Here is a 13,815-nt window from a genome sequence, read left to right on the forward strand (position 1 = left end):
GTACGGTCCGTTGACCGTACGGCCCTCTTGGCGTGCGTCACACCTTCAGGTACTTGCGCAGCGCGAAGAACGCGGCCAACGCGGGCATCAGCAGACTCGTCGCCAGGATGAGCGGCAGCTTCGTCAGGACGGCGTCCCAGCCGATGAAGTTGATCAGGTTGAGCTTCTGGGACAGGGCGAGGCCGTGGTCGATGAGGAAGTACCGGGCGACCACCAGGAACCCGCACGCGACCGTGCCGCCGATCAGCCCGGCGACCGCGGCCTCCATGATGAACGGCGCCTGGATGTAGAAGCCCGAGGCACCGACCAGGCGCATGATGCCGGTCTCACGCCGCCGGCTGAACGCGGAGACGCGCACCGTGTTGACGATCAGCATGAGCGCCACCACCAGCATCAGCGCCATCACCGCCCGCGCCGCCCAGTTCATGCCGTTGAGCAGCCCGAAGAGGTTGTCCAGGATCCCCTTCTGGTCCTGCACCGACTGCACCCCGTCCCGCCCGTCGAAGGCAGTGGCGATGACCTGGTACTTCTCCGGGTCCTTCAGTTTGATCCGGTACGACTCCTGCATCTGGTCCGGCGTGAGGGAGGCGGCCAGCGGGGAGTCGCCGAACTGCTCCTTGTAGTGCTTGTACGCCTGGTCCTGCGACTCGTAGGTCACCTTCTCGATGACCGACATCTTGCCGAGGTCGGACTTGATCTCCTGCTTCTGCTCGTCGGTGACCGCGCCCTTGGCGCAGTGCGGGTCCGACTCGGCGTCGCTCTTGTTGCAGAGGAAGATCGAGACGTTGACCTTGTCGTACCAGTAGCCCTTCATCGTGTTGACCTGGTCGCTCATCAGGAGCGACCCGCCGAACAGGGCGAGCGACAGGGCGACGGAGACGATGACGGCGAAGGTCATCGTCAGGTTGCGGCGGAGACCCACACCGATCTCCGACAGAACGAACTGGGCGCGCATGGCGTGTGGTCAAGCCTTTCCGTGGATCGTCAGTGCTGGTAGCCGTAGACGCCGCGTGCCTGGTCGCGGACGAGACGGCCCTTCTCCAGCTCGATGACGCGCTTGCGCATCTGGTCCACGATGTTCTGGTCGTGCGTGGCCATCACGACGGTGGTGCCGGTCCGGTTGATCCGGTCGAGGAGCTTCATGATGCCGACCGAGGTCTGCGGGTCGAGGTTTCCGGTCGGCTCGTCCGCGATGAGCAGCTTGGGCCGGTTGACGAAGGCGCGCGCGATCGCCACGCGCTGCTGTTCACCACCGGACAGCTCACCGGGCCTGCGGTCCTCCTTGCCGCCGAGCCCGACGAGGTCGAGCACCTGCGGCACGGACTTGCGGATCTCGCCTTTCGACTTGCCGATGACCTCCTGCGCGAAGGCGACGTTCTCCGCGACCGTCTTGTTCGGCAGGAGCCGGAAGTCCTGGAACACCGTCCCCAGCTGGCGCCGCATCTGCGGCACCTTCCAGTTGGACAGGCGCGCGAGATCCTTCCCCAGAACGTGCACCTGACCGTGGCTGCACCGCTCCTCGCGGAGGATCAACCGCAGGAAGGTGGACTTTCCGGAGCCGGAGGATCCCACGAGGAACACGAATTCGCCCTTCTCCACTTCCAGGGAGACATCCCTGAGTGCGGGGCGGGTCTGCTTGGGGTAGACCTTGGATACGTTGTCGAATCGGATCACGGATGCACCACGGGTCGCCGGGGACGTAGATGTGCGTGACCATACGCGAACCGGGTAGGCACGCGCAGGCGCCGGTCGGGTTGCGTAACAGTTGTGCGTTTTGTGCCTGTCCTGGTCCCACGGGAACCCCGCGCTGAACTCCAGGGAACCTGGCAGAGTGGAGGGGAACGTTCGCGGCCCCGCAAGCGTTGTGTACATGGAACCGGTGCAAGGAGGGCGAGCGCATGACGTACGACCGGCTGGTGTGCGCGAACTGCGCCGCGCCCGTGAGCGAGGGCCGGTGCCCCGTGTGCCGCGCGAACCGCGAGCGGCTGCAGCAGGAGAACAACCCCTTCGCGGGCCTGAACCCCATGACACTGATCGCCCTGCTGGCGGTGCTGATCGCGGCGGTGGCGCTGCTCGCGCACCAGACCGCGTAGGCCCGCACCGCGCAGGTCGGACCGCGTAGGCACGGTTCAAAAACTCGCAGAAGGGCCCGGAGCATGACGCTCCGGGCCCCTCGTCGTATGGCCTGCGTACGGTGGGTACGCGGACGGCTACCGTCAGGCGGCCGCGCCGCCCCGGCCGGCCATGAGGCGCGGCAGGACGCGGAAGCCGACGCCACCGGCGATCATCGTGGCGGCACCGAGCACCAGGAAGGTGGTCTGCGCGGCACCGGTCTCGGCGAGCTGCTGACCGTTGCCCTGGGCCTGGGCCGAGGTGTTGTTCGGGGTCGAGGTGTCCGTGCCGGTCTCGGTGAGGGCCGAGGTGCCCTCCTCCTGCGCGGAGGCGCCGGAACCGCCGTCGGGGTCGGCGTTGTTGCCGCCGCCGGCGCCGTTGCCGTGACCGTTTCCGTTCCCCTGGCCGTTTCCGTGGCCGTTCCCGTTGCCGTTTCCGTTCCCGTTACCCGGGGTGGTCGGGTCCTCGGTGGGCTCGGTGGGCTCAGTCGGGTCGGTCGGGTCCGTGGTCGGGATGCCCGGGTCGGTCGGGATGCCCGGGTCCGTGGGGATGCCCGGGTCGGTGGGGATGCCCGGGTCGGTCGGGATGCCCGGGTCGGTCGGCTCGTTGGGCTCGGTCGGGATACCCGGGTCGGTCGGCTCGTCACCGAGCCCCGTGTCGACGTTCACGCCGATACCGCTGTCGTCCACGTTCACGCCGATCTCCAGCGCGGAAGCGGCTCCGGCAGCGGTCAGCGAGGCACCAGCCGCGATCACGGCACCGGCGGCAATGCGCGCGATCCGGATCCGCGTCTTCTTCGTCATGTGGTTGCTACCCCCAGTAGCTCATCGTCAATGAGGCGGCGCTCGGGGGCCGTGATCGACGGGGGAGGTAGCTGCACTCAGGCCCCCCGGTTCACATGCGCCCCAGAGATACGCATGCCGCGCCTCACCATTCCCATTTTTCAAAGCAACGTCAAGGCCGTTCCGCGCGCGATGTCCAAGTACGGGATCATTGCCGGAGATTGAAACCTGTGAGTGTGATGTAAAAGCCAGACATCAGGCATGCAAGCGGGCACGCAGAAGGCAACTGCCCTCCGGTGGACGGCAGTTGCCTTGTCGACAAAGCGCTGTACGCGCTCTCCCGTTACTTCTCCTGCTGCTTGCGCCAGCGAATCCCGGCCTCGATGAACCCGTCGATCTCGCCGTTGAACACGGCCTCCGGGTTGCCGACTTCGAAGTCGGTGCGCAGGTCCTTCACCATCTGGTACGGGTGCAGGACGTACGAACGCATCTGGTTGCCCCAGGAGTTGCCGCCGTCGCCCTTGAGCGCGTCCATCTTGGCCTGCTCCTCCTGGCGGCGCCGCTCGAGCAGCTTGGCCTGGAGGACGTTCATCGCGGAGGCCTTGTTCTGGATCTGCGACCGCTCGTTCTGGCAGGAGACGACGATGCCGGTGGGCAGGTGGGTGAGCCGCACCGCGGAGTCGGTGGTGTTCACGCCCTGGCCGCCGGGCCCGGAGGACCGGTACACGTCCACGCGCAGCTCGGACTCGTCGATCTCGATGTGGTCGGTCTGCTCGACGACGGGCAGGATCTCGACTCCGGCGAACGACGTCTGGCGGCGCCCCTGGTTGTCGAACGGCGAGATGCGCACCAGGCGGTGGGTGCCCTGCTCGACGGAGAGCGTGCCGTAGGCGTACGGCACGTGCACGGCGAACGTGGTCGACTTGATGCCGGCCTCTTCGGCGTACGAGGTCTCGTACAGCTCCGTCTTGTAGCCGTGCCGCTCGGCCCAGCGCAGATACATGCGCTGGAGCTTCTCCGTGAAGTCGGAGGCGTCGACGCCGCCGGCCTCGGCCCGGATGGTGACGACGGCCTCGCGGGAGTCGTACTCGCCGGACAGGAGGGTGCGTACCTCCATCTCGTCCAGCGCCTTCTTGACGGCGACGAGCTCGGTCTCGGCCTCGGCACGGGTGTCCGGGTCGTCCTCCTCCTCGGCCATCTCGAAGAGGACACTCAGGTCGTCGATCCGCCCGCGGAGGGCTTCCGCCTTGCGGACCTCGGCCTGCAGGTGCGAGAGCTTGCTGGTGATCTTCTGCGCCTCGTCCGGGTCGTCCCACAGGGACGGCGCGGCCGCCTGCTCCTCGAGCACGGCGATGTCTGCCCTCAGCTTGTCGAGGTCCAGAACGGCCTCGATCGACTCCATGGTCGAGGAGAGGGACTTGAGCTCTTCGGATACATCGACGACTGCCACGCCTCCAGCCTAACGTCTGCCGCAAGCGACCTCGGCCGGGCGGCACGGGTCGCCCGGCGCGGGCGGGTGCCGGGGCACTTCTTCGTCCGGTCTCCGTCCGGCCGATTCGGGTGGTGCGCACGGGCCGGGGGTCCAGGTGGCGGAGCCCCCTGGTGCCTCAGGGAGACGCCGGGGCCGAATGGTGACTGTCCTGGGGCGTGCCCGCGTCGTCGCCCGAGGTGGCCAGCCACGTACCCACGCCGACCGCGGCCGCCAGGGCGACAGCCGCCCCTCCCAGCACCAGCCGTCGCCTCCGGGTCACCGCCCGGTGCCGTGCGGAACCCGGTCGCGGCGCGCCCGCCGCCCGCGGTGCCCGGGCCGTGCCCCGCGCACCCCCGGCCAGCTCGTCCGGCGCCGGCACCCTCATCGACGTATGCGTGTCCCGGTTCGAGTCGGCCGGCTTCGCGCCCGGTACCAGCGGCACCGCGCCCCGTCGTACCCGGGCCGACACCGGCTCCTCGGGCGTGGCCTCGCGCGGCTCCTCCTCGGGCTCGGTGTCGGGCTCGTCCACGTCCAGGGGAGGCATACCGGCCAGCATCGGCAGCAGCTCCCGCAGCCGCGCGCCCAGCTCGGAGGCCCGCAGCCGGGAGGCCGGCGCCTTGGCCAGGCACTGCACCATCAGCTGCCACAGCTCGTCCGGGATACCGGGCAGCGGGACGACCGTCTCGGTGACGTGGCGGCGCAGGACCGCGCCCGGGTGGCCCCCGCCGAACGGGGTGAAGCCCGCCAGCAGCTCGTACAGGACGGTCGCGAGGGCGTAGATGTCCACCGAGGCGCGCGGCGGCAGGCCCTCCACGATCTCCGGCGCCAGGTAGTCCGGCGTACCGATGATCTTCGTCGCGCGGGTCCGCCGGGGGGAGTCGATGAGTTTGGCCACACCGAAGTCGGTGAGCAGCGCCGGGTGCGACCCGCCGGGGCCCAGCGGGCCCTGCATGTCCAGCAGCACGTTCTCCGGTTTGACGTCCCGGTGCACGACCCCGGCCGCGTGGGCGGCGGCCAGTCCGTCCGCCACGTCCGCGACGATGGCGACCGCCGCCTCGGGCGCGAGCCGCTTCTCCCGGTCGAGCCGGGTGCGCAGGTCCGTGCCCCGGACCAGGTCCATCACCAGTGCGAGGTCGTTGCCGTCGACCACCAGGTCCCGTACGGAGACCACGTTCGGATGCTCCAGGCCGAGCAGCGCGGTGCGCTCCTGCACGAAACGTCCGACGAGCTCCTGGTCGGACGCGAGGTCCTCGCGCAGCAGCTTGATGGCGACAGGCCCGTCGGGTCCCTCACCCAGCCACACCGTGCCGGCGCTGCCCCGTCCCAGGATCTGGTGGGCGGTGTACCGGCTGCCGATCTTCCGTGCCAAGGCTGCTCCTACGGACGCGTGTTGTCGCTAAAACTACGCGCCGGAAGAGCCAACCTTCACCGCGGAGACGGAAATCACCCGCCAGGTGTCGACAAATCACCAAGCCCGCTCCCGCGAGCGAGATCATTCGGGATCATGACTTCCCGGACGGGGAAGAACCACCGCCGAGGTCCCCGATGAACCCGGTGACCTGGTGGTACCAGTGGCTGAGCTCCTGCCAGTAGCTCCGGCCCGTGCCGATCCAGTCCTGCAGCGGGCTCAGCTCCCAGATCAGCCAGCCCGCGACGAACAGGATGATGATCGTGAACAGGCAGCCCTTGAGGCAGCCGAGGCCCGGGATCTTCATCGGGTTGGCGCTGCGCTGCCGGGGCTCGCGCGGGGCCCGCCGCGGCTCCTGCCGCTCCGGCGGCGGCGCGTACCGCTGGGGTTGCGGCTGCTGCCGGGGCTGCTGCTGCGGAGGGGCGTACTGCTGCGGCCGCCCATAACCGCCGCCCTGCTGCGGCTGGCCGTAGCCGGCCTGCTGCGGCCGCTGCTGCCTCGGCTGCTGCGGGGGCTGTTGCTGCGGCCGGGCGACCTGCCGATGGGGGCGGCGGCGCAGCGGGTCCTCGTTCGGGTCGAGGTACTGGACCTGCGTCTGCTCGTTGCGGTCGCGGGCGGCTCGCAGCTGGTTCTGCCAGGGATGGGGCTCCTCCGGCCCACCCGGGCCCCCGGGCGCCCCGTACTGCCCTGCCTGCTGTCCCGGCCCGCCGGGCGGCACCGGCGGCATGACGGCGGTCGGGTCCGCCGCGCCCCGGTTCGGGAGGACGGCGGTGGGGTCGGCGGCGCCCACCGGGTGGCCGGTGTGCGGCATGACGCTGGTCGCGGCGTTCGGGTCGTAGGCGCCCGCCCCGTGCGGCAGCACCTGGGTCGGGTCGGCGGCGCCGGGCGCCCCCGGGACGGCCGCCGGGGCCGGGTCGGGCGCCAGCAGCGCGCCGACGCCCTCGGCCGCGGCGATCTGCGCGGAGTTCGCGTGCACGCCGATGCCCTCGGCGACGGTGCGCAGGCCGCGGGCGAGGTTCTCGGCGCTGGGCCGTTCGTCCGGGTTCTTGCGCAGACAGCGCTCGATGACCGTCCACAGCGGGTCGGGGATCGTGGAGGGCCGGCGCGGCTCGGCGCTCAGGTGCTGGTGCAGGACTTCGAGGGCCGAGCCGCCGGAGAACGGCGGTCGGCCGGTGACCAGCTCGTACAGCAGGATGCCGGCGCCGTAGACGTCGACGGCGGAGGTCTGCGGGCGGCCCTCGGCGGACTCCGGCGCGACGTACGCGGGCGTGCCGACGAACTCGTGGGTGCGGGTCAGCCCGGGTGAGTCCGCCAGTCGGGCGATGCCGAAGTCGGTCAGCATCGGGTGCATCTCGTCGCCGTACTGCCGAAGCAGGACGTTGGCCGGCTTCAGATCGCGGTGGACCACGCCGTCCGCGTGGCTGGCGGCGAGCGCGTCGGCGATCTGCGCGGTCAGCAGGGCGGCGCCGACGGGGCTGAAGGGGCCGTTCTCGCGCAGATAGCGGTGCAGGTCGGGGCCGTCGACGAGGTCCATGACCAGGGCGAGCAGATCTCCCTCGACCACCAGGTCGCGCACCCGCACGATGTTCGGGTGGGTCAGACGGAGCAGGACGGAGCGCTCCCGCAGGAACCGCATCACGATGTCGGGGTCGCTCGCGAGCTCCTCCTTGAGGACCTTGATCGCGACGGTCTCCCCCGGCTGGCCCTGCACGGCCGCCTCGGCACCGGCGGCCTCACGCTGGCGGGCTCGCCAGACGGTCCCCGTGGCACCGCGTCCCAGCGGCTCTTCGAGGAGGTACTTGCTGCCTACCGGCCGCACGTCATGCGCTCCCTGCTGCTTGCCTGTGTCCCGAGCTGCTTGCCTGTGTCCCGACCTACTGTAGTGCCGCCCGGCTGGACGGCAGCTTGTCGTCTTTCCGTGCCCCCTCCGCGCCTCTTACGTACCGCTCGCCGCACTTGTTCGGAGGGAAGACGCTCGGCTCGGTCGGCTGGTTGCCGGACTCGGAAGTGACCGATCTCAAGCGGTCACCGGTACGGCACCGGTCAGGCACTTTTGCGGGCAGAGCCGACGAATCAAGATCATTTGATGTCTTGTGGCGGGCGCGTTGTCAGTGGCAGGTGCGAGGATGCTTTCCGTACTGGCCGACGTGCTCGTAGGGGTGGGGGAAGTCCGCGGTGGGGGACCGCCGGGGCGGCTTCGTCCCCGTTCAGCGGGCGCCCGCGCGGAAGGGACCGCTGACGGCGATGCAGATCCGGCTGACCGTCGTAGACCCGCAGGGCCCGCCCGATCGGGCGCGGGGCCGCGCCGCGAGCTGCGACGTGCTGGTGACGGCACCCGCGGGCACCGCGCTGGCCGCGGTGGCGTCGGCGCTCGCCTCGGCGGTCTCCGCGGGCGACAGCCCGCTCGTGCTGTACGCCGGCGGGGAGCGCCTCGACGACCGGCGCTGCACCCTGGGCGAGCCCCCGCTGATCGACGGCGCCGTGCTGTCCCTGGGCACCCCCGGCGAGCCGGAGGCCCATCCCGAGCTGGACGACGCCCCGACCCAGCTCCATGTGATCGCAGGCCCGGACGCGGGCGGGGTCCACCTGCTGCACGGCGGCCAGATCCACATCGGCCGCTCCGCCGACGCGGACGTCCCCCTCGACGATCCGGACGTCTCCCGGCTGCACTGCGCCGTCACGGTCGCCGCCGACGGCCAGGTCTCGGTCGCCGACCTCAACTCCACCAACGGCACCACGCTGGACGGCACCCGCGTGTCCACCCGCCCGGTCCGCTTCGCCCCGGGCGCCCTGCTGCGGCTCGGCGAGTCGGCCCTGCGGCTGACTCCGGCCGGCGGCCCGGGGGCCCGGGTGCGGACGGCCCCGGACGGCGAGGGGCACGTGCGGGTACCGACCGGCGGCGACACGGGGGACGGCCCGGCGCGGGCACCCCTGTCCGACGCCGGTCCCGCCCCCTCCGGCAGGACCCGTCACGGGTACGGCCCGGCGGGCTGGGGTGCCTCGGCCGGCACCCCGGGCGCGCAGGGCCACCGCACCGCCGGACCACCGCCGGCCGTCCCCGGCCAGGGCGGAGCCCCGCACATCGAGACCGAGGGGGCGCGGCCGTACGACCGGACGAGCGCCGCCCCCCGGTACGGCTCCGGCGCGGGCCCCGGCGGCAACGGGGCGACCCACGTCGGCCCGTTCGGGGTGGGCGCGATGGGCGGCGCCTCGGCACCCGGAGACGACCTGAGGCAGACCCGCGAAGGTTCGTCCGGGACCGGGCGCCCGCCGGGTGGTGCCTCCGGGGACGACGAGCAGCCCCACGCGGGTGACGACCACGGACACGGCGCGACACCCGACGGTCCGGACCCGGCGGCCGCCGCCGAAGCCGGCCGCCGTAAGGGAACCCCTCTCCGGGGCACCGACGTACCCGTGGGCGTGCGCAGACGCGGCGGCCTCTCGTGGTGGGCACGTCGGCTGACCGGAGGACGCGGCGACCAGGACACGGCCGCGCGCGGGACGTACGACAACGACTCCGAGGCCGGCGCCGCCCCCGCGGCGGAGCCGGAGCTCCCGGTCCCCCTGCCCCAGGCCCCCGAGACCTGGCCGGACCCGGCGGCCCTGCTGCTCACCGCGCTGGGCCCCGGACCGCGCCTGTGGGAGCGCGGCCCCGGCCACCCGGAGGCGCTGACGGTGCGGTTGGGCACGGCGGACCGGGCGGCCCCCGACGGCTCGGGGCTGCTGCCCGCGGTGCCGGTGACCGCCGATCTGCGCGAGGTCGGGGCGCTGGGGCTGGCGGGCCCGCGCGCGCGGCTCACGGGGCTGGCGCGCGCGGTCGTCGCCCAGCTCGCCGCGCTGCACTCACCCGAGACCCTGGAAATCGTCCTGATCAGCACGGACCGCTCCCGCCCTGTGCAGGAGCGCACCGCCGAGTGGTCCTGGCTGGGCTGGCTCCCCCATCTCCGTCCGGCACACGGCCAGGACTGCCGCCTCCTCCTCGCCTACGACCGCGAACAGGCCACCGCCCGCACCGACGAACTCCTCCGCCGTCTGGAGGACCACCTGGCGGACGCGGGGGCGGGAAGGCGAGCGGCGCTCACCGGCCGCCCGGCCTCGGGGCCGGTTTCCGGTTCGGGCCGGCGCCCGTCCTGGGCCAGGGACGACGACGAGGCGGACGCGAGCGGGAACGGGGACGCGGGCGGCTTCCCCGGCCCGTACACCGTGGTCGTCGTGGACGGCGATCCCGGCGGCGCCGCCGTGCGGGAAGCGGTGGCGCGGCTGGCGCTGGAGGGCCCCCGGGCCGGGATCCACGTCGTGTGCCTCGCCGAGACGGCACCCGCGTCGCCCGCCTCCCCGGTGACGGAGACGTACGAGGCGGCCTGCGCGGCGGCCCCGGCGTTCCGGGACTGCGGTGCCGTCGCCCTGCTGAGCGGTGATGTGGCCACGGCCCTGCGGCTGATGAGGGTGGCACGGACGGGGACGGAACCCGCTGGGGGCGGGCGGGAGACTTCACGGACCGGGGCGGGCAGTTCCCGGACGGCCGGGGACACGTCGCGGAGCGGCACGAGCAATTCCAGTACGGTCGGGCACACCTCACCGACGGGCGCGGGCGCCCCGGGGACAGAACCGGACGCCCTCCGAACAGGAGTGGACGCCCTCCGAACGGGGCCGGGCCGCTCCCGGACCGGAACAGCGGCGGACTCGGCCGCCACCGGCGCCGCCCACCCCCACCCCGACGCCGACCCCGCGGGACACGGCTCCGCGGGCGGCCTGGGCTCCGTCAGCCCGGGCACCTCGGAGGCCCGACCCCCGGCTCACGGCCCGGTGCCCCCCGGCACCGTCGCCGCCGTGGACGCCGTCTCGCCGGCCTGGGCCGAGCGGTTCGCGCGGGCGTTGGCGCCGTTGCGGGCGGAGGGCAGCGCCGGTGAGCGGCACCCGCGGGTGTCGGCCCCACTGCCCCAGGCGGCCCGGCTGCTGGACGAGTTGGGGCTCGCCCGGGCCACCCCGGCGTCCCTGATGGCGCGGTGGGCGGACGCGGCCGACGACACGGAGTCACTCGGCGGACGGGCCTGGGCGGTGCTCGGTGCCGGACCGCGCGGCCCGGTCTGCGCGGACCTCGCGACCGAGGGCCCGCACCTGCTGATCGAGGGCCCGTCGGGCAGCGGACGTACGGAGTTGCTGCGGGCCGTGGTCGCCTCCCTCGCCGCCGCCGAGCGCCCCGACCGGCTGAGCATGGTCCTGATCGACGGCCGGGACAGCGTGGGCACGGACGCCGGCGGCCACGGCGAAGGCCTGCGGGTCTGTACGGACGTACCGCATGTCACCACCCACCTGACCGCCAACGACCCCGTCCGTATGCGGGAGTTCGCGCAGTCCCTGAGCGCCGAGCTGAAGCGGCGCGCGGAGCTGCTCGGGCGGTCCGACTTCGCCGAGTGGCACACCGGCCGAGAGCTGACGGGCCGTCTGATCACCCAGCGCACCCCGCCCGCACGCGGCGCCTCCGCCGCCGGGACGGGCACGAATGCGGCCCCCGGAACAGGCACCAGGAACGGCACCGGGACGGACGCGCGCACCGGCACCGCCCCGGGAACCGGACCGAGCCTCAAGAACGGCATCGCCCCAAGCCCCACCCCCGACCACGCCTCCACCTCCTCCTCCGCTCCCGCTCCCGGCGATCTCAACGGCGACCTCGACAGCCCGCCCAGCTCCACCCTGCGGCTGCGCCCGGCGGCCTCGCGTCGCCGGCCGGAGGCGGCACCGCCCCTGCCCCGGCTCGTGGTGGTCGTCGACGATCTGGACCTGCTGGTGTCCCCCGCGTTGGGGTCGCCGGGCAGGCCCGCGGCCGGGTCGGTGATACGCGCGCTGGAGGCGGTGGCCCGGGAGGGCGAGCGGCTCGGCGTGCACCTGGTGTCCGCGACCGGTGCCGGCGGCCGTACGGCGCAGTCGGAGCCGGCGCGACGGGCCACCCTGCGGGTCACCCTCGACGCCCCGGTCTCCGGCCCGGACGAACCGGCACCCGGGCGCGGCCGCCTGGCGTGGTCCGACGGCCGGGTGACCGCCTTCCAGGCCGGCCGGGTCACGGGCCGTATCCCCCGCACGGCGACCCTGCGCCCCACGGTCGTCCCCCTGGAGTGGGAACGCATGGGAGACCCTCCGGCCCGCCGCCCCGTCCGCGAACTGGGCAACGGCCCTACGGACCTGGCCCTCCTGGCCAGCGCTCTGGAGCGAGCGGCAAGAGAAGTCGCGGCAAAAGAGGTCCCGTCACTCCTCTGACCCGCCTGCCCGAGCCGCCGTCACCGAGGCGCCGGTAGCCGCCGTATCCGCCGAAGCCGCCATCACCGACTTGCCACGGCCGCCGCCCATCGGGCCGCCGCGACCGCCGTCCCCGACCCCCACACCCCATCCCCGTCCCCCACTCGGCCCAACCCCTCCCACCCCCCGCTTGAGGGACGGCCCGTTCGAGCCGATAGCCGGGGTCTGGGGTCGGCAGCCCCCGGCGGACGCGAGCCGCACCGCACCCGCACCTGGTCACGACGGCATCACGATCCCCCGCTCGACAGCGGACGCGCTCTTGCCGCCCCCAACCCCCGGGGCGTAGACCAGACCGCACGGGACAGCGCTCGAACGTTCGACGAGGCACGAAGAACGGGGCAGTGATGGACAGCACGAGCAGCAAGAGCCGGACACCACGGGCCGCCAAAACCGCGGCCTTCCTGCTCTCGGGAGCGCTGGCACTGGCGCTCACCGGATGCAGCAGCAGCGACGACAAGAGCGACGAGGGCACGGGAGGCAACGCCTCCGAGAGCGGCAGTTCGCTGAAACTCCCCAAGCTGAACGGCCAGACCCTGGAGGTCGCGGCCGTCTGGACCGGAGCCGAGCAGGAGAACTTCACCAAGGTCCTGGACGAGTTCAAGAAGCGCACCGGCGCCAAGGTCGACTTCGTACCGACCGGCAACAACACCTCCACCTTCCTCGGTACCAAGATCCAGGGCGGACAGCCGCCGGACGTGGCGTTCCTGCCGCAGGTGGGCGTGCTGCACCAGTTCGCGCAGAAGGGCTGGCTCAAGCCGCTCGGCGCTGAGGCGAAGGCCCAGCTGGACAAGAACTTCTCCAAGGGCTGGAGGGACCTCGGGGCCGTCGACGGCACGCAGTACGGCATCTATGCGAAGGCCGCCAACAAGTCCCTGGTCTGGTACAACACCGCCGCCTTCGAGGCCGCGGGGATCACGGACCCGCCCAAGACGTGGAAGGACTTCATGTCCACCGCGCAGACACTGTCCGACGCGGGTACCCCGGCCGTCTCCATCGGCGGCGCGGACGGCTGGACGCTGACGGACTGGTTCGAGAACGTCTATCTCTCGCAGGCCGGCCCGGAGAAGTACGACCAGTTGGCCCAGCACAAGATCAAGTGGACGGATCCGTCCGTGAAGCAGGCGCTCACCACGCTCGCCGAACTGTGGGGCAAGAACGACCTGATCGCGGGCGGCCGCAAGGGCGCGCTGGGGACGGAGTTCCCGAAGTCGGTCGTCCAGACCTTCTCCGGCGACACCCCGGCCGGGATGGTCTTCGAGGGCGACTTCGTCGCCGCGAACATCAACGCCGACACCAAGGCCAAGCTGGGCACGGACGCCAAGGTGTTCCCGTTCCCGGCGGTCGGCGACCGGTCCCCGGTGGTCAGCGGCGGTGACGTGGCCGTGGCCCTGAAGGGCGGCAAGGGCGCCCAGGCGCTGCTGACGTTCCTGGGCTCGACCGACGCGGCCGAGATCTGGGCGGCGCAGGGCGGCGTCATCTCCCCGAACAAGGAGATGGACCAGAGCACGTACAAGGACCAGGTGGCCCGGGACATCGCCAAGGCGCTGATCGCCGCGGGCGACAACTTCCGGTTCGACATGTCCGACCAGGCGCCGGCGGCGTTCGGCGGCACCCAGGGCATCGGCGAATGGAAGGACCTGCAGGACTTCCTGAGGAACCCGAGCGACGTGGCCGGCGCCCAGCAGAAGCTGGAGGCCGACGCGGCCAAGGCCTACAAGAACGGCTGACGGACCATGTCGTCCGCCGTG

9 protein-coding genes are annotated in these 13,815 nt (G+C 72.4%); 3 read left to right on the forward strand and 6 right to left on the reverse strand.

Going from position 1 to position 13,815, the window contains the following annotated elements; genetic code table 11:
• Positions 1–37 precede the first annotated feature (37 nt).
• Positions 38–955, reverse strand: coding sequence for a permease-like cell division protein FtsX (gene ftsX / locus ACIBK3_RS24955; RefSeq protein ID WP_399368835.1), 918 nt, complete (start codon positions 953–955; stop codon positions 38–40).
• A 29-nt stretch (positions 956–984) separates the two neighbouring features.
• Positions 985–1,674 (reverse strand): cell division ATP-binding protein FtsE, encoded by a 690-nt coding sequence (gene ftsE / locus ACIBK3_RS24960; RefSeq protein ID WP_037862576.1) that lies wholly within the window; start codon positions 1,672–1,674, stop codon positions 985–987.
• 224 nt (positions 1,675–1,898) lie between these two features.
• Here ftsE and ACIBK3_RS24965 point away from each other — a divergent pair, with 224 nt between their 5' ends.
• On the forward strand, positions 1,899–2,093 hold the full coding sequence (locus ACIBK3_RS24965) for a hypothetical protein (protein WP_030947337.1): 195 nt from the start codon (positions 1,899–1,901) through the stop codon (positions 2,091–2,093).
• Positions 2,094–2,216: 123 nt separating this feature from the next.
• On the opposite strand, the gene ACIBK3_RS24970 is transcribed toward ACIBK3_RS24965, so the two are convergent.
• The 4 genes from ACIBK3_RS24970 to ACIBK3_RS24985 all read right to left on the reverse strand — a co-directional run bounded on the left by ACIBK3_RS24970 (position 2,217) and on the right by ACIBK3_RS24985 (position 7,592).
• Positions 2,217–2,915 carry a hypothetical protein gene (locus ACIBK3_RS24970; protein ID WP_399368837.1) on the reverse strand — a complete coding sequence of 233 codons (699 nt, stop codon included), beginning with the start codon at positions 2,913–2,915 and terminating at the stop codon, positions 2,217–2,219.
• A 322-nt stretch (positions 2,916–3,237) separates the two neighbouring features.
• Positions 3,238–4,344: a peptide chain release factor 2 gene (prfB, locus tag ACIBK3_RS24975; RefSeq protein WP_399368839.1), complete on the reverse strand. Its 1,107-nt coding sequence runs from the start codon at positions 4,342–4,344 to the stop codon at positions 3,238–3,240.
• A gap of 157 nt (positions 4,345–4,501) precedes the next feature.
• Entirely contained in the window at positions 4,502–5,734 is a 1,233-nt protein-coding gene (locus ACIBK3_RS24980; RefSeq protein ID WP_399368840.1) for a serine/threonine-protein kinase, read from the reverse strand.
• Between the two features lie 133 nt (positions 5,735–5,867).
• Complete coding sequence (locus ACIBK3_RS24985; RefSeq protein ID WP_399368842.1) at positions 5,868–7,592, reverse strand: serine/threonine-protein kinase; 1,725 nt, start codon at positions 7,590–7,592, stop codon at positions 5,868–5,870.
• A 425-nt stretch (positions 7,593–8,017) separates the two neighbouring features.
• Between ACIBK3_RS24985 and ACIBK3_RS24990 the strand changes: the two genes are divergently transcribed.
• Both ACIBK3_RS24990 and ACIBK3_RS24995 read left to right on the forward strand, forming a co-directional pair.
• The gene (locus tag ACIBK3_RS24990; protein WP_399368952.1) at positions 8,018–12,028 is read left to right on the forward strand and encodes an FtsK/SpoIIIE domain-containing protein; all 4,011 of its coding nucleotides are present in this window, start codon (positions 8,018–8,020) and stop codon (positions 12,026–12,028) included.
• Between the two features lie 383 nt (positions 12,029–12,411).
• Positions 12,412–13,794, forward strand: a complete 1,383-nt coding sequence (locus ACIBK3_RS24995) for an ABC transporter substrate-binding protein (protein WP_399368844.1) — start codon at positions 12,412–12,414, stop codon at positions 13,792–13,794.
• The last annotated feature ends 21 nt before the right edge of the window (positions 13,795–13,815 follow it).

Origin of the sequence: Streptomyces sp. NPDC050287 (genome assembly GCF_044459385.1) — a bacterium.
Taxonomy (GTDB): Bacteria; Actinomycetota; Actinomycetes; order Streptomycetales; family Streptomycetaceae; genus Streptomyces.